A 21359-nucleotide genomic window follows, 5' to 3' on the forward strand; every position below is an offset into this window, starting at 1 on the left:
GGCCCACCGCGGCCAGACGAGATCCAGGAGTCACGCATGGACACTTCCGTCGTCGTCGTGGGCGCCGGTCCGACGGGCCTGATGCTGGCAGCGGAGCTGCGGCTGGGCGGTGCCGAGGTGGTGCTGCTGGAACGGCTGCCGGAACCGACCGGTGAGTCCCGGGGCATCGGTTTCACCCTGCGCACCATGGAGATCTTCGATCAGCGTGGGCTGCTGCCCCGGTTCGGCGAGCTGGCCACGAGCACGGCCGGTCACTTCGGGGGCATCCCGCTGGATCTTGGCGTGCTGGGCGCGACGCACGAGGCCGCGCGCACCGTGCCCCAGTCGACCACCGAGGCGGTGCTGGCGGCGCGGGCCAGCGAGCTGGGCGTGCGGATCCTGCGCGGACGGACCGTCACCGGCGTCGAGCAGGGCGACGATCACGTCACCGTCACCACCGCCGAGGGCACGACCGTCACCGCGCGCTACCTCGTGGGCTGCGATGGCGGGCGCAGCGTCGTGCGCAACGCCGCCGGGTTCGACTTCCCCGGCACCCCGGCCACGACCGAGCTGTTCCTCGCCGACCTGCGCGGGGTGGACCTGCCGCCCCGGATGAGCGCGCAGCAGGTGCCGGGCGGCATGGTCATGACGGCGAAGCTGCCCGGCGGAGTGCACCGCATCATCGTCGGCGAACGCGGGGTGCCGCCGCGCCGGCGCACCGGCCCGCCGGCGTTCGCCGAGGTCGCCGACCTGTGGAAGCGGCTCACCGGCATCGACGTCGCGCAGGCCGAACCCGTGTGGGTCAGCGCGTTCGGCGACGCCGCCCGCCTGGTCACCGAGTACCGCCGCGGCCGGGTGCTGCTCGCGGGCGACGCCGCGCACGTGCACCTGCCCGCCGGCGGCCAGGGCATGAACACCGGCATCCAGGACGCGCTCAACCTCGGCTGGAAACTCGCCGCGGTGGTGCGCGCGACGGCGCCGGAGGCGCTGCTGGACACCTACCACGACGAGCGGCACGAGGTCGGCCGTCGGCTGCTCGCCAACACCCGGGCGCAGGGCCTGCTCATCCTCGGCGGGGAGGAGGTCGCGCCGCTGCGTGAGGTCCTCACGGAGCTCGCCGACCATCCGGAGGTGGCGCGTGACCTCGCGGCGCGGGCGAGCGGGCTGGACGTCCGCTACCCGGCCGCCGGCGACAGCCCGCTGCTCGGCGCGCGGATCCCGCAGCTCGCGCTGACCCGCGCCGGGCGCGACACGACGGTCTTCGAGCTGCTGCGCGGCGGCCGCGGAGTCCTGCTCGACCTGGCGGACAACGCGCGGCTGCGGGCCCGGGCCGAGGGTTGGCGCGAGCAGGTCGCCGTGGTCACCGCCGAGGTGCGCGCGGCGGCGGACACCCGTCGCCTCGACGGCACGACAGCGGTGCTCCTGCGCCCGGACGGCTACGTCGCCTGGGCGGCTCCCGGCAGCTACCAGGACCTTCCGACGGCGCTGCGCCGCTGGTTCGGACCTGGTCGCGGCACCGGGCGCCCTGCGCCCCTGGACTGAGACCACCCGGGACCGAGACACGGACGAGACGAAGGGAAGCCATGCACAGCACACTGATCGTGGCCAGGATCGCGCCCGGTTCGACCGACAGCGTGGCCGGGCTGTTCGAGGAGTTCGACGGTGGGCAGACGCCGCACCGGATGGGCACCCGTCGGCGTCAGCTCTTCGAGTACGGCGGGCTCTACTTCCATCTCCAGGACTTCGACGCGGACGACGGCGGCGAGCGGATCGAACAGGCGAAGACCGACCCGGCGTTCATCAAGATCAGCAACGACCTCAAGGCCCACATCGAGGCCTACGACCCGAGCACCTGGCGGTCACCGGCGGACGCCCTCGCGACCCGGTTCTACTCCTGGAGCGCCCGGTGAGCCCGGCGCGGCGCCGGGTCGTCATCACCGGGGTCGGGGTGCTCGCCCCCGGCGGGGTCGGCGTGAAGAACTTCTGGCAGCTTCTCGCCGACGGGCGCACCGCCACCCGCCGCATCTCCCTGTTCGACCCGAGCCCGTTCCGCTCCCAGGTCGCCGCGGAGGTGGACTTCGACCCCGAGCTCGCCGGCCTGAGCCCGCAGCAGGTGCGTCGGATGGACCGCGCGGCGCAGTTCGCGGTCGTCGCGGCCCGGGAGGCCGTCGCCGACAGCGGCCTGGAGTTCGCCGCGCTCGCCGCGGAGCGCACCGGCGTCACGATCGGCACCGCCGTCGGCGCGACGATGGGCCTGGACCAGGAGTACCGCACGGTCAGCGACGGGGGCCGGCTCGACCTGGTCGACCACACCTACGCCGTCCCGCACCTGTACGGCTACCTGGTGCCGAGCTCGTTCGCGACCGAGGTGGCCTGGGCGGTCGGCGCGGAAGGCCCGTGCACCGTGGTGTCGACCGGCTGCACCTCGGGGCTCGACGCGGTCGGGCACGCGGCGCAGGTGCTGCGCGAGGGCGCCGCCGAGGTGATGGTCGCCGGCGCCACCGACGCCCCCATCTCGCCCATCACCGTCGCCTGCTTCGACGCCATCAAGGCGACGACCCCCCGCAACGACGACCCGCAGCACGCCTCGCGCCCCTTCGACGCCAGCCGCAACGGGTTCGTCCTCGGCGAGGGCGCCGCCGTGTTCGTCCTGGAGGAGCTCACCAGTGCCCAGCGCCGGGGCGCCCGCATCTACGCCGAGGTGGCGGGCCACGCGAGCCGTTCGAACGCCTTCCACATGACCGGGCTGCGGCCCGACGGCCGGGAGATGGCCGAGGCCATCCGGGTCGCGCTCGACGAGGCCCGGGTGGCCGGCACCGACGTCGACTACATCAACGCCCACGGCTCCGGCACCAAGCAGAACGACCGCCACGAGACCGCGGCGTTCAAGCGCAGCCTGGGCGAGCACGCCTACCGCACCCCGGTGAGCTCGATCAAGTCGATGGTCGGCCATTCGCTCGGCGCCATCGGCTCGATCGAGATCGCGGCGTCGGTGCTGGCCCTGACCAACGACGTGGTGCCGCCGACGGCGAACCTGCACACCGCCGACCCCGAGTGCGATCTCGACTATGTTCCGTTGACGGCCCGTGACCACCGCGTCGACGTGGTGTTGTCGGTGGGCAGCGGGTTCGGCGGGTTCCAGAGCGCCATGGTGCTCACCGATCCCTTCCGGTGGCGAGCATGAGCAGAGCGGTCGTCACCGGGCTCGGCGTCGCCGCCCCGACCGGACTCGGCGTCGAGCGGTACTGGGCCGCCACGATCGCGGGCCACCGCGGCATCCGTCGCCTCACCCGGTTCGATCCGTCGAGCTATCCCGCCGGGCTGGCCGGGGAGATCGAGGGCTTCGACGCGGCGGAGCACCTGCCGAGCCGGCTGCTGCCGCAGACCGACCGGATGACCCGCATCGCGCTGGTGAGCGCGGACTGGGCCCTCGCCGACGCGGGGGTGCGCCCGGAGGAGCTCGCGGAGTACGACGGCAGTGTCATCACCGCGAGCCACTCGGGCGGGTTCGAGTTCGGTCAGAACGAGCTGCGGGCACTGTGGAACCGGGGCGGCCAGTACGTCAGCGCCTACCAGTCGTTCGCCTGGTTCTACGCGGTCAACAGCGGCCAGATCTCGATTCGCAACGGTCTGCGCGGGCCGTGCAGCGTGGTGGTGAGCGACACCGCCGGCGGCCTGGACGCGCTCGCGCAGGCCCGCCGGGAGATCCGCCGCGGCACGCGGCTGGTCATCTCCGGCGCGGTGGACGCGTCGCTGTGCCCGTGGGGCTGGGTGGCGCAGCTCGCCGGCGGCCGGCTCAGTACCGCGGACGACCCGGCCGGCGCCTACCTGCCCTTCGATGCCCGGGCCCGCGGCCACGTGCCGGGGGAGGGCGGCGCGCTGCTCGTCATCGAGGACGAGCGGCACGCGGTGGAGCGCTCGGCGCCGCGCATCTACGGCGAGATCGCGGGCCACGCGTCCACCATGGACCCGGCCCCGGGCGTGGACCGCCCGCCGGGGCTGCGGCGGGCGATCGAGCTCGCGCTCGACGACGCCGGCCTCGCCCCGCCGGAGATCGACGTCGTGTTCGCCGACGCCGCCGGCCTGCCCGACCTCGACCGGGCCGAGGCGGACGCGATCAACCAGGTGTTCGGCGCCGGCGGGGTCCCGGTGACCGCGCCGAAGACCGCGACGGGCCGGCTGTACTCCGGCGCCGGGCCCCTGGACGTCGCCGCGGCACTGCTGGCGCTGCGCGACGGGGTGATCCCGCCGACGATCGGCAGTTCGCCGGCGGCCGACTACGCACTCGATCTCGTCACCCGGACGCGGGCCGTCCCGCTGCGCGCGGCGCTCGTGCTGGCCAGAGGCGTCGGCGGCTTCAACTCCGCCGTCGTCGTGCGGCCGTTCGACCCCGGAACCGACCGAGCCACCCGGAACCGAGTGACCGGAACTGAATGAAAGGAAGAGCCATGCCCACGGTGTTCACCCTCGACGACCTGCGGCGGATCCTGCGCGAGGGCTCCGGCGAAACGGATGACCTCGACGGCGACATCCTCGACCTCGAGTTCGAGTCCCTCGGCTACGAGTCGCTGGCGCTGCTGGAGACCACCAGCCGCATCGAACGCGAGTTCGGTGTCGTGCTGGACGACGAGGCGGTGGCCGGCGCCGCCACCCCGCGCGCGCTCGTCGAGCTCGTCAACACCCAGCTCGTCGCGGCCCCCCAGGCCGGCTGACCCGCGGCCGCGGCCCGATCCCGGCCGGGACAAGGAGAGACAGATGACGCAGGATGCGAAGGTCGCGCTGGTCACCGGCGGCACCAGCGGAATCGGGCTGGCGTCGGTGCGGCTGCTGGCCGAGCAGGGCCACCGGGTGTTCCTCTGCGCCCGCGACGAGCAGGCGGTCGCCAGCACCGTGAAGGAGCTGCGCGACGACGGGCTCGACGTGGCTGGCAGCACCGCCGACGTGCGGTCCCGGGACGACATCAGGACGCTGGTCCGGTCCGCCGTGGACCGGTTCGGCCCGATCGACGTACTGGTCAACAACGCGGGACGCAGCGGCGGCGGGGTGACCGCCGAGATCCCGGACGAACTGTGGTTCGACGTCATCGCCACCAATCTGCACAGCGTGTTCCTGGTGACCCGGGAGGTGTTGGGCGCGGGCGGCATGCGTGCGCGGCCCCGCGGGCGGATCATCAACATCGCCTCCACCGCGGGCAAGCAGGGCGTGGTGCTCGGCGCGCCGTACTCGGCGTCCAAGCACGGTGTCGTCGGGTTCACCAAGGCGCTGGGCAACGAGCTCGGACCGACCGGCATCACCGTCAACGCGGTCTGCCCCGGCTATGTGGAGACCCCGATGGCCGCGCGGGTCCGCCAGGGCTACGCGCAGGCGTGGGACACCGACGAGGACGCGGTCCTCGCGCGCTTCCACGCGAAGATCCCGCTCGGCCGCTACTCGACCCCGCAGGAGGTCGCCGGCCTGGTCGGCTACCTGGCCTCCGACCTGGCCGGTTCGATCACCGCGCAGGCACTGAACGTCTGCGGCGGGCTGGGCAACTTCTGACGATCGCGGGCCGGTGACCTGGGCGGTGCCGGCGAAGAAGGGACAGGGCGATGGCGAAGGACACCGCGGTGCGGGACAAGGCGAACGAACGCGAGGCCGAGCACGAGATCACCATCGAGGCGCCGGCGGCCGAGGTCTACCGGCTGCTGGCCGACGTGGAGAACTGGCCGCGGCTGTTCCCGCCGTCGGTCTACGTCGACCGCGTCGAGAGCGACGGCGACACCGAGCGGATCCGCATCTGGGCGACCGCGAACGGCGAGCCGAAGAACTGGAGCTCACGGCGGGTGCTCGACCGCGAAGGCCTGAAGATCACCTTCTGGCAGGAGGTGTCCGCGCCGCCGGTGGCCCAGATGCGCGGGACCTGGCTGATCGAGCCGCAGAGTCCACACCGGACCAGACTGCGGCTGCTGCACACCTTCCGCGCGGTCGACGACACGCCCGAGGGCCTGGCGTGGATCGAGCGCGCCGTGGACGAGAACAGCCGGGCCGAACTGCCCGGCCTGAAGGCCGCCGTCGAACTCGCCACCGGCACCGCCGACCTGACCCTGTCGTTCACCGACTGGGTGCGCATCGAGGGCTCGGCCAAGGACGCCTACGACTTCGTCAACGAGGCCGACCAGTGGGAGCAGCGGCTGCCGCACGTCTCGTCCGTGCAGCTCACCGAGACCACGCCGGGTCTGCAGGTGCTGCGGATGGAGACGCTGACCCGGGACGGGTCGTCGCACGTCACCGAGTCGGTGCGGGTGTGCTTCCCGCACCGGCGGATCGTCTACAAGCAGACCACGCTGCCGGCGCTGATGGATCTGCACACCGGCTACTGGGAGTTCGAGGAGAACCCGGCCGGTTTCACCACCGCCGTCTCCCAGCACACCGTGATCATCAAGCCGGAGAACATCGCGGCGGTCCTCGGCCCGCAGGCGGGTGTCGCCGAGGCCCGGACGTTCATCCGCGACGCGCTCGGCACGAACAGCCGCACCACCCTGGAGCACGCCCGGCGCCACGCGGAAGGGCGCCGCTGAGCATGGCCGCACCGGATCTCGACACCGACGTGCTCGTCGTCGGCGCGGGCCCGGCCGGGCTGCTGCTCGCCGGCGACCTCGCCGAGGCGGGGGTGCGGGTCACGGTGGTGGAGCAGCTCGTCGCGCCGACCACGCAGTCGCGCGCGTCGACCCTGCACGCCCGCACGATGACGCTGCTCGCCGAGCGTGGCATCCTCGGCCGGCTCGGGCAGCTCACCGGCGGCGGCCCGGGGCACTTCGGTGGCATCCGGCTCGATCTCACGGCGGCCGATCCCGCCCATCCCCACGCCGGGCAGTGGAAGTGCCCGCAGGCGCGGCTGGAGGCCGTGCTCGGGGCCCGGGCCGGCGAACTCGGCGTGCGGGTGCGCCGCGGGCAGCGGGCCACCGGGCTCGCCGCCGACGGTGACCGGGTGCGTCTCACCGTCCGGGCGGACGACGGCACGTCCGACCAGCTCAGCGCCCGCTACCTCGTCGGCTGCGACGGCGAGCGGAGCACCGTGCGCGAGCTGGCCGGGTTCGCCGTCACCGGGACCCCGGCGACGAAGGAGATGCTGCGCGCGGACGTGGCGGGCATCGACGTGCCGAACCGCCGGTTCGAACGGCTCGCGGGTGGCATGGCGACCGCGTCGCGTTGGCCCGACGGCAGCACCCGGGTGATGGTCCACCGGTACGGTGCGGCGGCGCGCCCCCGCGCCGTCGATCCCGACCTCGCCGAGGTCGCCGCGACCTGGGAGCAGGTCACCGGCGAGCGCATCGGGCACGGCGTCCCGGTGTGGCTCAACGCCTTCGACAACACCACGCTGCAGGTCACCGAGTACCGGCGGGGACGTGTGCTGCTCGCGGGGGACGCCGCGCACCGGCAGATGCCGGTCGGCGGGCAGGCGCTGAACCTCGCCGTGCAGGACGCCGCCGCGCTCGGCGCGGCGCTCGTCGCGAGGCTGACCGGCCGCGGCGGCGAACCGGGCGACGAGGTGGGCGACGAGCCGCTCGACGGCTACCACCGGGCGCGTCACCCGATCGGCGCCCGCGCGCTGACCAACATCCAGGCGCAGGTCCTGCTGCTGCTCGGCGGGCCGGAGGTGGATCCGGTCCGGGAGCTGCTCGCGGAGCTGATGCGCCACGACGTCGCGCGGGCGCACCTGGCCGCGATGATCAGCGGTCTGCCGGGGCCGGACCGCGCCCACCGCCACCAGAGGGACGGCTCCGACCGTGCGTCACGACCCGACCGGGCCGAACCCGTCGCCGGGATCACGCGCGCCACTCACGGACAAGCCAGGGAGAGGATCAGGATGGGCAGGCTCACGGACACGACGGCGCTGGTGACCGGTTCCAGCCGGGGCATCGGCCGCGCCACCGCGCTGCGGCTGGCGGCGGACGGCGCACTGGTCGCCGTGCACTACGCCACGAACGGCGACGCCGCGCGGGAGACCGTGGCGTTGATCGAGAAGGACGGCGGACGCGCGTTCGCCGTCCGCGCCGAGCTCGGCGTGCCGGGCGACGTGCACGAGCTGTTCCTCGGCCTGGAACGGGGACTGCGGGAACGCACCGGCGAGGCGGTACTCGACATCCTGGTGAACAACGCGGGCGCGACCACGCCGGCGGGGGTCGCCCCGGAGGAGGTCACCGCCGAGGAGCTCGACCGCCTGTTCGCGGTGAACGCCAGAGCGCCGTTCCTCATCGTGCAGCGCGCGCTCGGACTGCTGCGCGACGGCGGCCGGATCATCAACATCTCCTCCGGCCTCACCCGTTTCGCCAACCCCGAGCAGGTCGCCTACGCCATGACCAAGGGCGCGGTCGAGCAGATCACCCTGCACTTCGCCCGCCACCTCGCCTCCCGGGGCATCACCGTGAACACCGTCGCCCCGGGGATCACGAACAACGGCAGCCCGCTGTTCGACATCCCCGAGGCCGTCGAGCAGATGGCGCGCCTGTCGGCGTTCGGACGGGTCGGCGACGCCTCCGACGTCGCCGACGTGGTCGCGTTTCTGGCCAGCCGGGACGGCCGCTGGGTCACCGGATCCTTCGTCGACGCCAGCGGCGGCACCCTGCTCGGCGCGGCGGGCGGAGCCGCGTGATGACCACCGGACCGCACCTGGTCGCGTTCGCGGACCGGCTCACCGAGTTGGACGAGCGCAAGGAACTCGCCAGATCGGGACCCGATCCCGGCGCGACCGAACGTCAGCACGCCAAAGGCAAACTCACCACCCGCGAGCGCATCGACCTGCTGCTCGACCCCGGCACCTTCGTCGAGGTCGAGCCGCTGCGGCGCCATCGCGCCACGGGCTTCGGGCTGGAGACGCGCCGGCCGTACACCGACGGCGTCGTGACCGGTTGGGGACGGGTCGAGGGGCGGACAGTCTTCGTCTACGCGCACGACTTCCGCATCTTCGGCGGCGCCCTCGGCGAGGCGCACGCGCAGAAGATCCACAAGATCATGGATCTGGCGATCAGCGCCGGCGCACCGTTGGTCTCCCTGAACGACGGCGCGGGCGCCCGCATCCAGGAAGGCGTCTCGGCCCTCGCCGGCTACGGCGGCATCTTCCGCCGCAACACCCGCGCCTCCGGCGTGATCCCCCAGATCAGCGTGATGCTGGGCCCGTGCGCGGGCGGCGCGGCGTACTCGCCGGCCCTGACCGACTTCGTGTTCGTGGTGCGGGGCGTCTCCCAGATGTTCATCACCGGGCCGGACGTCGTGCGCGCGGTGACCGGCGAGGACGTCGGCCACGACGGGCTCGGCGGCGCCGACGTGCACGCCGCGGTGTCCGGCGTGGCGCACTTCGTGCACGACGACGAGCAGACCTGCCTCACCGACGTGCGCCACCTGCTGTCGCTGCTGCCCGCCAACAACCGCGAGCTGCCGCCGGCACGCCCCGGCGACCCACCCGACCGACGCACCGACACGCTGCCGGACCTGGTGCCGCTCGACGGCAACAAGGCGTACGACATCCGCGACGTCATCGCCGAGATCGTCGACGACGGCGATTTCCTGGAGATCCACGAGCACTGGGCGCGCAACGTGGTCTGCGCGCTGACCCGCCTCGACGGCCAGGTCGTCGGCGTCCTGGCGAGCCAGCCCGCGGCGCTGGCCGGCGTCCTGGACATCAGCGCCAGCGAGAAGGGCGCGCGGTTCGTGCAGTTCTGCGACGCGTTCAACATCCCGCTGCTGACGCTCGTGGACGTGCCCGGGTTCCTGCCCGGCGTCGACCAGGAGCACCAGGGAATCATCCGGCACGGCGCGAAGCTGCTCTACGCCTACTGCAACGCCACCGTCCCGCGGATCTCGGTGGTGCTGCGCAAGGCGTACGGCGGGGCGTACATCGTGATGGACTCGCTGTCGATCGGCGCCGACCTGGCGCTGGCCTGGCCCAGCAACGAGATCGCCGTGATGGGCGCGGAGGCCGCCGCCGACATCGTCTTCCGCCGCGAGATCGCCGCCGCCGAGGACCCGTCGGCGATCCGTGATCTGAAGATCAAGGAGTATCGGGAGGAGCTCGTCCACCCGTACCACGCCGCCGAACGTGGGCTCATCGACGACGTGATCGACCCGCGGGACACCCGCCACGCCCTCGTCCGCGCCTTCGCGATGCTCCAGCGCAAGGACTCCGACCTTCCCCGCCGCAAGCACGGCAACCCGCCACAGTGACCGCCGGGCCGCCGTTCGTCCTGCGCGTCACGAAGGGCCGGCCGGACCCGACCGAGCTCGCCGCGCTGGTCGCCGTGCTGGCGGCTCTGGCCCGCCGGGCCGACGTGGACGCCCGCGCCGCGCCCGCCGACGCGGCGGCGCGCTGGGCGCGCCTCGAACGCCGGCCCGCCCATGCCGACCCCCGCGCCTGGACGACGGCGCCCTGACCCCGCGCCGGCGTGGCGAGTGCACCGATCCCCGACGAGTAGGCACACCGACGAGGAGACAGCGAGATGGACGTCGGACTGCTGTTCGACCTGCGTAACCCCGCGCAGTGGGAACGCCCGTGGGCCCGGCACTACGCCCGGGCGCTGGAACTGTGCGAGGAGGCCGACCTGCGGGGCGCGGGCGGCGTGTGGTTCACCGAACACCACCTGTTCGACGACGGTTATCTGCCCCAACCCCTGACCTTCGCGGCAGCCGCCGCGGCCCGCACCCGCCGGGTGCGCATCGGCACCTCCGTCCTGCTGCCCGCGCTGCGCCGTCCGGCCCAGCTCGCCGAGGAGGCCGCCCAGGTCGACCTCATCAGCGGCGGACGCCTCGAGCTCGGCTTCGGCGCCGGCTACCGGGTCCCCGAGTACGCCCTGTTCGACGTCCCGTTCGAGCGCCGGTTCTCCCGCACCGCCGAGGTGATCCAGCAGGTCCGGCGGCTGTGGGAGGACGGCGGGGTCACGCCTGGCCCGCTGCAGCGGCCGGTGCCGCTGTGGGGCGGGTTCTACCGGCCCCGCGGCGCCCGGCTCGCCGGCCGACTCGGCCTCGGCCTGCTGCACATCTCCCACGAGATCTTCCCGCACTACCTGCGGGGCCTCGAGGAGGGCGGGCACGACCCGGCCCGCGCCGAGGTCTCCGACCTGCTGCCCGTCATGCTCGCGGACGACCCCGACGCCGCGTGGCCGCGGGTCGCCCCGCATCTCGCGCACCAGCTGAACTCCTACCGCCAGCTCTCGGTCCAGGGCACCGACCAGCCGGCGCCGCCGCTGCTGCGGCCCGAGGAGCTGCGCCACCGCGGCGCCGACGGCCCGTGGGGCGCCCTGGAGATCCTCACCCCGGAGCAGGCCGCCGCCCGCATCCACGAGCGCGCCGCCGGCCTGCCACTGCGCCACCTGATCTTCTGGACGAGTATCGCCGGCATGCCGGACGACCTCGTCGTGCGCAACATCGAGCTGGTCAGCGAGGCGCTGCCGCCGCTGCTGGCGCGGGCGTTCGCGGCGGACCCGGTCCCGACCGGTGGCTGAACGGACCGCCGCCACCGCCGCCGCCACCACCGCCGCCGCCACCACCGCCGCCGCCGCCGGCGCACCCTCGGGCCTGCTGCCCGTCCTGTCGGGCAACATGATTCTCGACGCGCTCGAGGTGTCGATCGTCCTGCTCGCGCTGCCCGTCGTCGGCGCCGACCTGCACGCGTCGCTGTGGACCGTGCAGTGGCTGATGAGCGGGTTCGCGCTGGGGTTTGCGGCGATGCTGCTGCCCGGCCCGGCCCTCGCCGCCCGGTGGGGCCGGCGCCGCACGTATCTGGCGGCGTTGCTGGTGTTCGCGCTCGCCTCGCTGGTCGGCGGTCTCGGCAACGGCATCGTCGTGCTGGTCGCGGCACGGGTCGTCAAGGGTGGCTGCGCGGCCCTGACCGCTCCGGCCGGGCTGGCGGTGATCAGCACCGCCTACCCGCAGGGCGCCCGGCAGCGGCGGGCCGTCTCGACCTACTCGATGTTCGGCGCCGCCGGCTTCACCTGCGGCCTGGTCCTTTCGGTGCTCCTGCTGCGGGCCGGCTGGCGCTGGGTGTTCCTGTTTCCCGCGCCGGTGGCGCTGGTGCTGCTGGGCCTGGCCTGGGCGGCGGTGCCCCGCGACGAGGCCGCCGCGGCACCGCGGATCACGCTGTCGGTGCTGCGCCACGGTGCGCTGGCCCGCAGCGCGATCGGTGCCGCCACCCTCAACGGCGCCTACGTCAGCCTGCTCGTGCTGGTCTCCGCGCGGCTGGACGCCCACGGCTGGCCGGCGTGGCGGATCGCGCTGGGCCTGCTGCCCGCCTGCGTGCCGCTGATGGTCTGTGTGCCGTTCGCCGCCGGGCTCGTCGCGCGGTTCGGCACGGCCCGGCTCGTGGCGGCCGGCGCGGTCGCGACGTTCGCCGGCGAGCTGCTCGCGCTGGCCCGGGGCCTGCCCGGGGCCTACCTCGACACCACACTGCCGGTCCTGCTGCTGGTGGAGGCGGGTTTCGTGCTGTCGTTCGCGGCGCTGAACATGCAGGCCGTCTCGGCCGTGCCGGCCGCACTGCGTCCGGTCGCCGTGCCGGTGTACCAGACGGCGGTGCAGCTCGGTGGGGTGATCATGCTGCCGCTGGTGACCGCGCTGGCGAGCGGGCACGCCGGACGGCGGCCCCTGCTGGCCGTCGCCGCGGCCGGCCTCGTCGGCGTCGCGGCCGCGCTCGGCGGGCGCCGCCCGGACCCGCGCGAGGCTCCGTCCTGACCGACCACCGTACCCGTGCCCGCACCCGTGCCCTGGTCCCGGGCCGATCCGCGGGCAGGTCTCCCCACCGAAGCCTGGAGGTGTCCCTGTGACGTCCATCCACGACCGCCCGTTCCGCTTCGGGCTGTGCGTGTTCACCCCGACCAGCCGCGCCGAGTGGATCGCGAAGGCGCGCGCGGCGGAGGACCTCGGCTACGACGTCCTGTCGGTGTCCGACCATCTCGGCATGCCGGCTCCGGTGCCGACGCTGCTGCTCGCGGCGGAGGCGACCGAACGCATCCGCCTCGGCACGCTCGTGCTCAACACGACGCTCTACGAGCCGACGGTGCTGGCCCGCGACCTCGCCGCCGTCGACCGCTACTCCGGGGGTCGCCTGGAGATCGGCCTCGGCGCGGGCTACGACCGGGCCCAGTTCGACGCGGCGGGCCTGCCGTGGACGCCGCCGTCGGAACGGACCCGGAAGCTGGAGCGCACCGTCGCGGAGCTGCGCCGGGCCGCTCGCGGTGACCACCACGCGGTGTTCGAGCAGGCCGGCGGGCCGCCGCTGCTCGTCGCCGGCCGCGGCGACCGGGTGCTGCGGCTGGCGGCCGAACAGGCCGACGTCATCGCGTTCACCGGAACCGCCGCGGTCCGCGACGGCGACGGACTGCGGCTCGGTGACCCGGCCGAGATCGCCGGCCGGATCCGTTACGTCCACGGTCTGCTCGGCGAGCGGATCAGCGACGTGGAGCTGAACATCCCGATCCACCGCGTGCTGGCTGCCGGCGGCGCCCCGGTCAGCGACGTCTGGCGCAACGAGCTCGACCTCACCCCCGACGACCTGGCCGAACTTCCGTCGGTACTCGTCGGGAGCCCCGCGGAGTGCGCCGAGCGGCTGCGCGAGCGCCGCAAGGACCTCGGGTTGACCTACTACTCGGTGCTGGAGCCGGAGATGGAGTCGTTCGCCCCCGTCCTCGAGGCGTTGCGGTGACCGGCGTGGACGACCGGCCCGCTCGGCCGGACCTCGCCCGGCAACCGGCGTCGATGCCGAACAACCGCCGCGACCCGGGCCGTCCGTTCGCCCCCGCGGCCGAGCTGGTGCGCCGCCACCGGGCGGCGGTGCTCGCGCGGGTTGCGGTGCCGAGCTCGCAGCTCGGCACCTACGACGCGGTGCTCGTGACCGACGCCGCGGACGCCCGCGAGGTGCTCGTCGACGCGCGGTACGCGGCCGGCTTCGGCTTCCAGCGCGACAGCAGCGGGCCGCGGACCGTCATGAACCAGCCCGGCATCCTGCTCAACTACGACGGCGAGGAGCACCTGCGTTACCGGCGCATGCTCACCGGCGCCTTCTCCCCGCGGCGCGTGCGGGCGCTGGGTGACGTGGTGGCCCGCATCACCGCGGGGCGCCTCGACGCGCTGGCCGCCGCGGGGCCCGGAGCGGACCTGATGAGGGTGTTCGCCGGGCCGGTGCCGCTGCTGGTGATCTGCGAACTGATCGGCGCGCCGCCGCGGGACCACGCGGGGATCAGCCGGCGCAGCGAGATCGGCACCAGCGTGGACACCACCCTGCAGGTGCAGCAGGAGAACTTCGCCGAGATGACGGCGTACATGGGCGAGCTGATCACGCGTCACCGGCGGGGTCCGGGCGACAACATCCTCGGCGACCTCGTCCGCCAGCACGGCGCCGAGCTCACCGACGACGAGCTGGTCGGCATGGGAAACAGCATCCTCGTCGCCGGTCACGAGACCATGTCGAGCATGATCGGGCTCGGCACGCTGGCGTTGCTGCGCAGCCCCGGCCAGCTCGGCCTGCTGCGTGACCACGACGACGTCGCCGACACGGCGGTCGAGGAACTGCTGCGGGTGCTGTCGGTCGCACCGCCGCTGGTGCGCCGGGCCGACACCGGGCTGACGCTGCGTGGCCAGGAGATCCGGGCCGGCGAGCACGTGATCGTCTCCACGCTGATGGCGAACCACAGCACCGGGGTGATCGGTGCCGCCGCGGACGAGCTCGACCTGCGCCGGCCGCGCGCCGCGCACCTCGCGTTCGGGCACGGGCCGCACCACTGCCTGGGCCACCAGCTCGCGCGGCTCGAACTGCGGGTGGTGCTGCCGGCGCTGCTCCGGCGGTTCCCGGCGCTGCGCCTGGCGGTGTCGTTCGAGGAGCTGGAGTACCGCGCCGACGCGCTGGTCTTCGGGGTGAAGGAGCTTCCCGTCGCCTGGTGACGCGCCTTGCCAACCTGATGGTCGCTTATACTGCACTCACGGGTCCAGATTGATGGACTTGATGATATGGTGTGAGCGACCGGTTGGTCGTGTGACGTCCTTCTGTACTCCGATCCCGCTGGAGAGACCCGATGACAGAGGTGGCCGAGAACCGGCTCGACGCGGCCCTGCGGCGCATGATCGTCGTGACGCTGCTCGGTGGCATCATGGGCGTGCTCGACGGTTCGATGGCGGCCCTGGCGGTGGACACCCTCGCCAGTCGGTTCCACGCCTCGCTGGCCGCGATCGGCTGGGTCTCGACCGGCTACCTGCTGGCGCTCACGATCACCATCCCCGTCGGTGCCTGGGCGGCGGACAGGTTCGGCGCCCGGCGGCTCTGGCTGACCGGCCTGATCGTGTTCTTCCTCGGCTCGGTCGGCTCGGGGCTGGCCTGGAACGTGGAAGCGCTGATCTTCTTCCGGCTCGTGCAGGGCGTCGGCGCGGGAATCGTCGATCCGCTCATGCTGACGCTGCTGGCCCGGGCCGCGGGCCCGGCGCGGATGGGCCGGGTGATGGGCCTCATGGGCATCGTCGGCTCGACGGGCCCCATCGCGGGGCCGATCATCGGCGGGCTGATCCTGTCCAACCTGAGCTGGCGGTGGATGTTCCTGGTCAACGTGCCCATCGTCATCGTCGCCTTCGCGCTCGCGGTGCGCGTCCTGCCGAAGGACCGGTCCGCGCGGGGCGCCGTCCCGTCCAGGCCCGACGTGGTCGGCGTCGCGCTGATCGGCCCGGGCGTGGCCGCGGGCGTGCTGGCCCTGTCGCAGACCGCGCAGCGCGGCACGTTCGCGTCCTGGCAGGCGTGGCTGCCGCTGGTGGTGGCCGCGGTGCTGCTGGGGATCTACGCGGTGCACGCGCTGCGCCCCCGGCGCACGCCGCCGCTGATCGACCTGCGGCTGTTCGCTCGTCCCAGCTTCGGTGCCAGTGTCGTGGCCGCCGCGCTGCTCGGCCTGGTCACCTTCGGCAGCATCTTCGCGATCCCGCTGTACTACCAGCAGGTCCGCGGGCACGGCGCGTTCGAGTCCGGTCTGCTGCTGGCGCCCTTCGGGTTCGGGTCGGCGCTGGTCATGCCGCTGGCCGGGCGCCTGTCGGACCGGCTCGGCTCGCGCCGGCTGGCGCTGCTCGGCGCCTCGCTGGCGCTGATCGCCGCGCTCGGGATCACCCAGTTCGACGCCAGCACGCCCCAGTGGTTGACCGCGATCGTCGCGTTCGTGCTCGGCACCGGAACCGGCACGGCGGGCGCGCCGGTGATCGGTTCGGTGTACCGGACGCTGCCGCCCGAGCTGGTGCCGCAGGGCAGCTCGGTGCTGTACATGCTCAACCAGCTCGGCGCGTCGATCGGCATCGCCCTGGTCGCCCTGATCGTGCAGACGGCGGACTCGACGGAGGTCGGCTTCCAGCACGCCTATGTCGGGATCGCCTGCGCGGCGGTCGTCCTGATCGGCGCGGCGTCGCTGATCCCCGGCCGATCGGCGCCGCAGCCCGTCGTTCCCGAGCAGGCGCCCGAGGCCGTGCCCGTCGGCGGGAGCGTCGAACATGCCTGACGACGAGTGGGTGCCCGCCCGCACCGCCGCCGCGGGGAAGCCGTGGCTGCGGATCCTCACGGAACCGGAGCGCGAACGGATCTCCGTCAGCGAGGTCTGCCGGCGCCACGGTGTCTCCCGCCAGACCTACTACCGGATGCTCGACCGCTACCGGGAAGCCGGCGTCGACGGGCTCGCCCCCCGGTCCCGCCGGCCGAAGCACTCGCCGGGGCGGATCTCCGCGGCGGCGGAGGCGGCCGTGGTGCGGCTGCGGCTGGCGCGGCCGTGGCCGGGCGCCCGGCGCATCGCCGAGGAGCTGGCCGGCAGTCCCCCCATGGCGGCGCCCTCGGTGTCCACGGTGCACCTGGTCCTGCGCCGGCAGGGCCTGGTCGGGGACGGCGAGGACGTGCGCCACCTGCGCCACCTCGTCACGTCCGGCCGCGCCCGTCTCGACGTGCTCGGGCTCGACCTGCGCGACGGCTTCGCCTGGCTGCTCGGCGCGCTCGACGAGCGGGACCGGCTGGTCGCCGTCCGCGCCGCGCCGCGCGCCTCGGCCGAGGAGGTGTGCGCCTGCCTCGAAGCGGCGGGCGCGGGCGGCAGCGCCGATCTCCGCGCGCCGGCGGGGACCGCGCCGCCGCGCGGCGCGCTCGAGCGGTGGCTGGCCTGGCACGACCCGGTGCGCACCGCCGCGCAGCTGACGGCGGTCGTCGAGCAGTTCCGACCGGGCCGCGTGCCGCACGGTGGCCCGGCCGGCACGGCGCACCGGGCCCGCGGGTCGCGGGTCAACCCGTACGGGACGATCAGCTACCGGCACCGCAAGATCCAGGTCGGCGCCCAGCTCGCCGGGCAGACGGTGCACGTCGCCGAGGACGGCGACCTCGTGCGGATCCACCACGGCTCCTCGCTGATCCGCGAGCTGCGGCTCGGTGCCGTGGGCAGCTACCACGGCAGCGGTGCCAAGCCCACCGGCCGGCCGATGCTGCGCCCCGCCGAGGGACGGCCACGATGAGTGCGAACGGCGCCGGGACCGCCGACCACGGCTCACGCGGCCGGATCGACAAGAGACGGGCGATCGTCGACGCCGCGTTCACCGTCTTCGCCCGGGCCGGCTACGAGCAGGCGAGCGTCCAGGACATCGCCGACGAGGCCGGGGTGGCCAAGCCGACGGTCTACAACCACTTCCCGGACAAGGACGCGGTCCTCACCGCGGCCGTCACCGCCGCCGCGAGGACACTCCTGGCCGAGAACCTCGCGGTGGTCGAGCAGCTGCGGGAGACCGACGCGCCGCTGGAACCGGCGCTGCGGGCGGTCGCGACCGGCCTGCAGCAGGTCTGCGGCAGCCCGCGAGCCCACGCGCTGCGGCGGATCACCTACAGCCAGCTGAACCGCCAGCCCGAGCTGATCGACATCGTGCAGGCCCGGACCTGGGGGCGCGTCGCGCAGGCACTGGCGGACCGGCTCGCCTGCCTGTCCCTCGCCGGGCGCCTGCGCCCGCTCGAGCCGGCCCAGGCGGCGGAGCAGCTCCTGGCGCTGCTGAGCGCGCCGATCGAGAACCGCTCCCGACTCGGCTCCCGCCCTGTCCCCGCGGGAGAGTCCGCCGCCATCGTCGACGCCGCCGTCGACACCTTCCTGCGCGCCTACCACCACGTCGAGCTCACGTCCGCGGACGAGCTGGCGGCGCCGCTGCGCACCACCGCGGCGGCCCTCGCGGACCGTCGCCGGCCAGAAGGAGTGCAGGCATGAGCACGGATGTTCCCGCGCTGGTCGGCGTCGACTGGCTGCACCAGCGGCTGGGCGAGCCCGGCCTGCGCGTGCTGGACACGACCGCGTGGCTGCGCCTCGGCGACGACCGCACCGTCCGTTTCGACAGTGGCCGCGAGGCCTGGGCCGCGGGGCACATCCCGACCGCCAGCTTCGTCGACCTGATCGACGAGCTGTCCGCGCCGAACTCGCCGCTGCCGTTCACCGTGCCCGCCGCCGACCGGTTCGCCGCGGCCATGTCGCGCCTGGGCGTGGGCCCCGGAACGCACGTCGTCGCCTACGACGCCGAGTCCGGCATGTGGGCGACGCGCCTGTGGTGGCTGCTGCGGCTGTTCGGTTTCGACGCGGTCAGCGTTCTCGACGGTGGGTTGACCGCCTGGCGCGCCGCCGACCTGCCCGTGACCACCGATCCGCCGGTGCCGCCCGCCGCGCCCGCGCCGCCCTTCGTCGCCGCGCCGCGCCCCGAGCTGCTCGCCACCACCGCGCAGGTGCGCCAGCGGCTCGCGGAGCCCGCGGGATGGCTGGTCAGCGCGCTGCCCGAGGAGATCCACCGGGGTGGCGGTCCGCAGACGGCGGCTCGTCCCGGCCACATCCCCGGCGCCCGCAGCGTGCCCGCGAGCGACCTCGTCGACCCGAGCACCGGGCGTCTGCGTCCCACCGAGCAGCTCCGGGCCCGCTTCGCGGCCGCCGGTGTCAGCACCGAGGCGCCGGTGGTGACGTACTGCGGCGGCGGCATCGCGGCGACCCTCGACGCCTTCGCCCTGAACCTGCTCGGCCGGCACGACGTGGCCGTCTACGACGGCTCGGTCATCGAGTGGGCCGCGCATCCCGAGCTGCCGCTGGAAGTCGGTTGAACCGGCCCGCCCCTGTTGTCACCCCTTCTCGTTGGAACCGAAAGGCGACCCCGTCATGACCGTCCAGGGCACAGGACCAGCCGGTGACACGGTGACCATCGATGGCCCGGTGATCTCCGCCGCGGCGCCCACCTCCGGCGGCGCCGGCGCTCTGGGCGCCCGGGTCGCCCGGCTGGAGGCCGAACGCGACATCATCCGCACCTTCACCCGTTTCTTCTGGCTCATCGACAACCGGGCCTATGACAGCATCGCCACCCAGTGCCTCACCCCGGACGCGGACCTGGAGTTCGACCTGCCGGCGCCGCACCGGCTGCGCGGACACGACGAGTTCACCGGCTACCTGCGCACCCGGGTGGCGCCGGAGTCGGAAATGGTGGCGCACGTGCCCGGGCTCGCGACGGTCGAGTGGGCGGACAGCGGCCAGGCCACCCTGACGGCCTACACGACGGCCTGGCACTGGTTCACCGCCCGTGCCCAACTCGGAGCGCTGCGCCCCGCCGACTGGACCGCGGTCGGGCTGGTCGACGACGTCTACCAGCGCCACGACGGCCGCTGGCTCATCGCCCGCCGGCGCGTCACGCCCGCGGCCGGGCTGGTCGCGGCCGGTTCACCGCCGCCGGCCGGCGCGCCCTCCCGCTGACCCGACGGCGACTCCGGACAGGAGACCACCCCATGCCCAGCGCCCCCGCGACGCCCGCCGGCCCGGTGACACCCGGGCAGCTCGAGACGCCGGCGGCCGAGCTGCCCGCCGTCCTCGACCGCCTGGAGGCCGACAGCGCGATCCGCCGCACCTACTTCCACTTCTTCCGGCTCAGCGACACCGCCCAGTACGAACTGCTCGGTCGACGCTGCTTCACCGCCGACGCGCACATCGAGTACCGGCTCATGCCCGGTCCGCCGCAGCGGTTCGCCGGCCGTGACGAGTTCGTCGCGTTCATGGTCGCCGGCCGGCCGCCGGGCGGCGCGGTCGCCCGCCTCGCCGGTCCCGCGGTCGCGCACACCAGCGCGCCGGCGGACATCGACTGGAGCTCCGGCGAACCCCGGCTCACCGGTTACGCCACCGTCTGGCACTGGGCGGTGACCCGCACCCTCGCCGGTCGCCACCGGCCGGCGGACTGGACCACCATCGGCCTGGTCGAGGACACCTACCGCCAGGACGACGGGCAGTGGCTCATCGCCAGCCGCCTCGTCACCCCCGCTGCCGGCCTCGTCGCGACCGGCGGTGCTCCCGGCGCCGGTCGTCCCACGGACCGCTGACACGGCCCCGGCGGTCGCCGGCGCCGGGCTGATCGCCGGGAATCGCCGGGAATCGCCGGCCCGTGCGGGCGCCGCTACGATGGTCCGGTGAGCGCAGTGCAGGCGCCGGTCTCCCGGACGTCCCCCCGCGGACGTATCGACAAGCGCCAGGCCATCCTCGACGCCGCCTTCACCGTCTTCGCCAGCCGGGGCTACGAACAGACCAGCGTGAAGGACATCGCCGACGAGGCACGCGTCGCGAAGACCACGGTCTACAGCCACCTTGAGGACAAGGAACAGCTCTTCCGGCTGACCCTGGCGGCCGCGGCCGAGTCGGTGCTGGCCGCGAGCGTCGACGCGGTCGACCGGCTGCGCGCGCCGGGCGACGACCTTCGTGCGGTGTGCGAGGATGCCGCTCGCGAGCTGCTCCAGGTGTGCTGCGGCGAGCGTTCCCGGGCCCTGCGATGGCTCACGTACGGGCAGGTCGCCCGCTTCCCCGATCTCATCGACACCGTCCAGGGCCGGACATCCGTGCGCCTCGCCGAGGCGCTCGCCGACCGGTTCGCCCGGCTGTCGCTGACCGGGCGGATCCGCCGCTGCGACCCGGCGGAGGCCGCAGAACAGTTCCTCGCGCTGCTGACCGCTCCGATGGAGACGCGTTCGCGGATGGGCACGCGCGACATTTCCGCAGAGGAGATCGACGCCGTCGCGCGATCCGCGGTCGACACCTTCCTGCGCGCCTACGCCGCCGGGAGCTGACAGCCGCCGACCGGGCTGCCCCGACCCTCGCCAGCGAGGCGGCGTGACGCGAACCCGCTGGGCCGACGGTCGCCCGGCTCGTCCTCGGCAAGGCGATCGAGGATGCCGACGCCGCCGTGCGCAACGCCGTGGGGCGGGCAGTCTGCCTCGCCGAACTCGCCTGATCACCGCCGGCCGACCTGGCGAAGGACCCATGCGCCTCGCCGCCGGCCTGCCTCGCGGAGCACCCGTCCCCAGCCCGCCCGGCCGCCCGGCCGCCCGGCCGCCCCGCCCGCCCGGGGCCCCGGCCCCGGGACGCGCCCCGCGC

21 protein-coding genes are annotated in these 21359 nt (G+C 74.2%); all 21 read left to right on the top strand.

The genetic code is table 11. From position 1 onward, the window contains the following. The first annotated feature begins 21 nt into the window (after positions 1-21). Positions 22-1521 carry an FAD-dependent monooxygenase gene (locus tag MXD60_RS12655; RefSeq protein WP_368861225.1) on the top strand — a complete coding sequence of 500 codons (1500 nt, stop codon included), beginning with the start codon at positions 22-24 and terminating at the stop codon, positions 1519-1521. Positions 1522-1562: 41 nt separating this feature from the next. Further along, positions 1563-1889: a TcmI family type II polyketide cyclase gene (locus MXD60_RS12660; RefSeq protein WP_248819237.1), complete on the top strand. Its 327-nt coding sequence runs from the start codon at positions 1563-1565 to the stop codon at positions 1887-1889. Beyond that, positions 1886-3163, top strand: a complete 1278-nt coding sequence (locus tag MXD60_RS12665; protein WP_248819238.1) for a beta-ketoacyl-[acyl-carrier-protein] synthase family protein — start codon at positions 1886-1888, stop codon at positions 3161-3163. Before MXD60_RS12660 ends, MXD60_RS12665 begins: the two co-directional genes overlap by 4 nt. Continuing rightward, complete coding sequence (locus tag MXD60_RS12670) at positions 3160-4416, top strand: ketosynthase chain-length factor (protein ID WP_283098257.1); 1257 nt, start codon at positions 3160-3162, stop codon at positions 4414-4416. The genes MXD60_RS12665 and MXD60_RS12670 overlap by 4 nt, the downstream gene beginning before the upstream one ends. Before the next feature lie 11 nt (positions 4417-4427). After that, complete coding sequence (locus tag MXD60_RS12675) at positions 4428-4691, top strand: acyl carrier protein (RefSeq protein WP_248819240.1); 264 nt, start codon at positions 4428-4430, stop codon at positions 4689-4691. Positions 4692-4734: 43 nt separating this feature from the next. Further along, positions 4735-5517: an SDR family NAD(P)-dependent oxidoreductase gene (locus MXD60_RS12680; protein WP_248819241.1), complete on the top strand. Its 783-nt coding sequence runs from the start codon at positions 4735-4737 to the stop codon at positions 5515-5517. Positions 5518-5567: 50 nt separating this feature from the next. Continuing rightward, on the top strand, positions 5568-6536 hold the full coding sequence (locus MXD60_RS12685; protein WP_248819242.1) for an aromatase/cyclase: 969 nt from the start codon (positions 5568-5570) through the stop codon (positions 6534-6536). 2 nt (positions 6537-6538) lie between these two features. Beyond that, positions 6539-8611 carry an SDR family oxidoreductase gene (locus MXD60_RS28755; protein WP_283098258.1) on the top strand — a complete coding sequence of 691 codons (2073 nt, stop codon included), beginning with the start codon at positions 6539-6541 and terminating at the stop codon, positions 8609-8611. Continuing rightward, the gene (locus tag MXD60_RS12700) at positions 8611-10179 is read left to right on the top strand and encodes an acyl-CoA carboxylase subunit beta (RefSeq protein ID WP_248819243.1); all 1569 of its coding nucleotides are present in this window, start codon (positions 8611-8613) and stop codon (positions 10177-10179) included. Before MXD60_RS28755 ends, MXD60_RS12700 begins: the two co-directional genes overlap by 1 nt. Next, complete coding sequence (locus MXD60_RS12705; protein WP_248819244.1) at positions 10176-10385, top strand: acyl-CoA carboxylase epsilon subunit; 210 nt, start codon at positions 10176-10178, stop codon at positions 10383-10385. Before MXD60_RS12700 ends, MXD60_RS12705 begins: the two co-directional genes overlap by 4 nt. A 66-nt stretch (positions 10386-10451) precedes the next feature. Next, on the top strand, positions 10452-11453 hold the full coding sequence (locus tag MXD60_RS12710; protein ID WP_248819245.1) for an LLM class flavin-dependent oxidoreductase: 1002 nt from the start codon (positions 10452-10454) through the stop codon (positions 11451-11453). Then, on the top strand, positions 11446-12675 hold the full coding sequence (locus MXD60_RS12715; RefSeq protein WP_248819246.1) for an MFS transporter: 1230 nt from the start codon (positions 11446-11448) through the stop codon (positions 12673-12675). The genes MXD60_RS12710 and MXD60_RS12715 overlap by 8 nt, the downstream gene beginning before the upstream one ends. Before the next feature lie 88 nt (positions 12676-12763). Then, positions 12764-13645 carry a TIGR03621 family F420-dependent LLM class oxidoreductase gene (locus MXD60_RS12720; protein ID WP_248819247.1) on the top strand — a complete coding sequence of 294 codons (882 nt, stop codon included), beginning with the start codon at positions 12764-12766 and terminating at the stop codon, positions 13643-13645. Beyond that, complete coding sequence (locus MXD60_RS29380; RefSeq protein ID WP_248819248.1) at positions 13642-14880, top strand: cytochrome P450; 1239 nt, start codon at positions 13642-13644, stop codon at positions 14878-14880. Before MXD60_RS12720 ends, MXD60_RS29380 begins: the two co-directional genes overlap by 4 nt. A gap of 131 nt (positions 14881-15011) precedes the next feature. Further along, a complete protein-coding gene (locus MXD60_RS12730; RefSeq protein WP_248819249.1) occupies positions 15012-16463 on the top strand; it encodes a DHA2 family efflux MFS transporter permease subunit in 1452 nt (483 codons plus the stop codon). Continuing rightward, positions 16456-17451 (top strand): helix-turn-helix domain-containing protein, encoded by a 996-nt coding sequence (locus MXD60_RS12735; RefSeq protein ID WP_248819250.1) that lies wholly within the window; start codon positions 16456-16458, stop codon positions 17449-17451. Before MXD60_RS12730 ends, MXD60_RS12735 begins: the two co-directional genes overlap by 8 nt. Beyond that, positions 17448-18185: a TetR/AcrR family transcriptional regulator gene (locus MXD60_RS12740; RefSeq protein ID WP_248819251.1), complete on the top strand. Its 738-nt coding sequence runs from the start codon at positions 17448-17450 to the stop codon at positions 18183-18185. The genes MXD60_RS12735 and MXD60_RS12740 overlap by 4 nt, the downstream gene beginning before the upstream one ends. Beyond that, complete coding sequence (locus MXD60_RS12745) at positions 18182-19057, top strand: sulfurtransferase (protein WP_248819252.1); 876 nt, start codon at positions 18182-18184, stop codon at positions 19055-19057. The genes MXD60_RS12740 and MXD60_RS12745 overlap by 4 nt, the downstream gene beginning before the upstream one ends. 55 nt (positions 19058-19112) lie before the next feature. Beyond that, positions 19113-19697, top strand: a complete 585-nt coding sequence (locus MXD60_RS12750) for a nuclear transport factor 2 family protein (RefSeq protein WP_248819253.1) — start codon at positions 19113-19115, stop codon at positions 19695-19697. Between the two features lie 32 nt (positions 19698-19729). Further along, positions 19730-20314 (top strand): nuclear transport factor 2 family protein, encoded by a 585-nt coding sequence (locus MXD60_RS12755; RefSeq protein ID WP_248819254.1) that lies wholly within the window; start codon positions 19730-19732, stop codon positions 20312-20314. Positions 20315-20401: 87 nt separating this feature from the next. Further along, entirely contained in the window at positions 20402-21052 is a 651-nt protein-coding gene (locus MXD60_RS29385; RefSeq protein WP_248819255.1) for a TetR/AcrR family transcriptional regulator, read from the top strand. The last annotated feature ends 307 nt before the right edge of the window (positions 21053-21359 follow it).

Source organism: Frankia sp. AgB32 (assembly GCF_023243045.1).
In the GTDB taxonomy this organism is placed as follows: Bacteria; Actinomycetota; Actinomycetes; order Frankiales; family Frankiaceae; genus Frankia.

Bases quoted from the DNA above. Each gene is read 5' to 3' on its own strand.
- MXD60_RS12735 (WP_248819250.1), top strand. From the start codon at position 16,456: ATGCCTGACGACGAGTGGGTGCCCGCCCGCACCGCCGCCGCGGGGAAG.
- MXD60_RS12730 (WP_248819249.1), top strand. From the start codon at position 15,012: ATGACAGAGGTGGCCGAGAACCGGCTCGACGCGGCCCTGCGGCGCATG.
- MXD60_RS12710 (WP_248819245.1), top strand. From the start codon at position 10,452: ATGGACGTCGGACTGCTGTTCGACCTGCGTAACCCCGCGCAGTGGGAA.
- MXD60_RS12740 (WP_248819251.1), top strand. From the start codon at position 17,448: ATGAGTGCGAACGGCGCCGGGACCGCCGACCACGGCTCACGCGGCCGG.
- MXD60_RS12680 (WP_248819241.1), top strand. From the start codon at position 4,735: ATGACGCAGGATGCGAAGGTCGCGCTGGTCACCGGCGGCACCAGCGGA.
- MXD60_RS12700 (WP_248819243.1), top strand. From the start codon at position 8,611: ATGACCACCGGACCGCACCTGGTCGCGTTCGCGGACCGGCTCACCGAG.
- MXD60_RS12670 (WP_283098257.1), top strand. From the start codon at position 3,160: ATGAGCAGAGCGGTCGTCACCGGGCTCGGCGTCGCCGCCCCGACCGGA.
- MXD60_RS28755 (WP_283098258.1), top strand. From the start codon at position 6,539: ATGGCCGCACCGGATCTCGACACCGACGTGCTCGTCGTCGGCGCGGGC.
- MXD60_RS12745 (WP_248819252.1), top strand. From the start codon at position 18,182: ATGAGCACGGATGTTCCCGCGCTGGTCGGCGTCGACTGGCTGCACCAG.
- MXD60_RS12675 (WP_248819240.1), top strand. From the start codon at position 4,428: ATGCCCACGGTGTTCACCCTCGACGACCTGCGGCGGATCCTGCGCGAG.
- MXD60_RS12685 (WP_248819242.1), top strand. From the start codon at position 5,568: ATGGCGAAGGACACCGCGGTGCGGGACAAGGCGAACGAACGCGAGGCC.
- MXD60_RS12750 (WP_248819253.1), top strand. From the start codon at position 19,113: ATGACCGTCCAGGGCACAGGACCAGCCGGTGACACGGTGACCATCGAT.
- MXD60_RS12755 (WP_248819254.1), top strand. From the start codon at position 19,730: ATGCCCAGCGCCCCCGCGACGCCCGCCGGCCCGGTGACACCCGGGCAG.
- MXD60_RS12660 (WP_248819237.1), top strand. From the start codon at position 1,563: ATGCACAGCACACTGATCGTGGCCAGGATCGCGCCCGGTTCGACCGAC.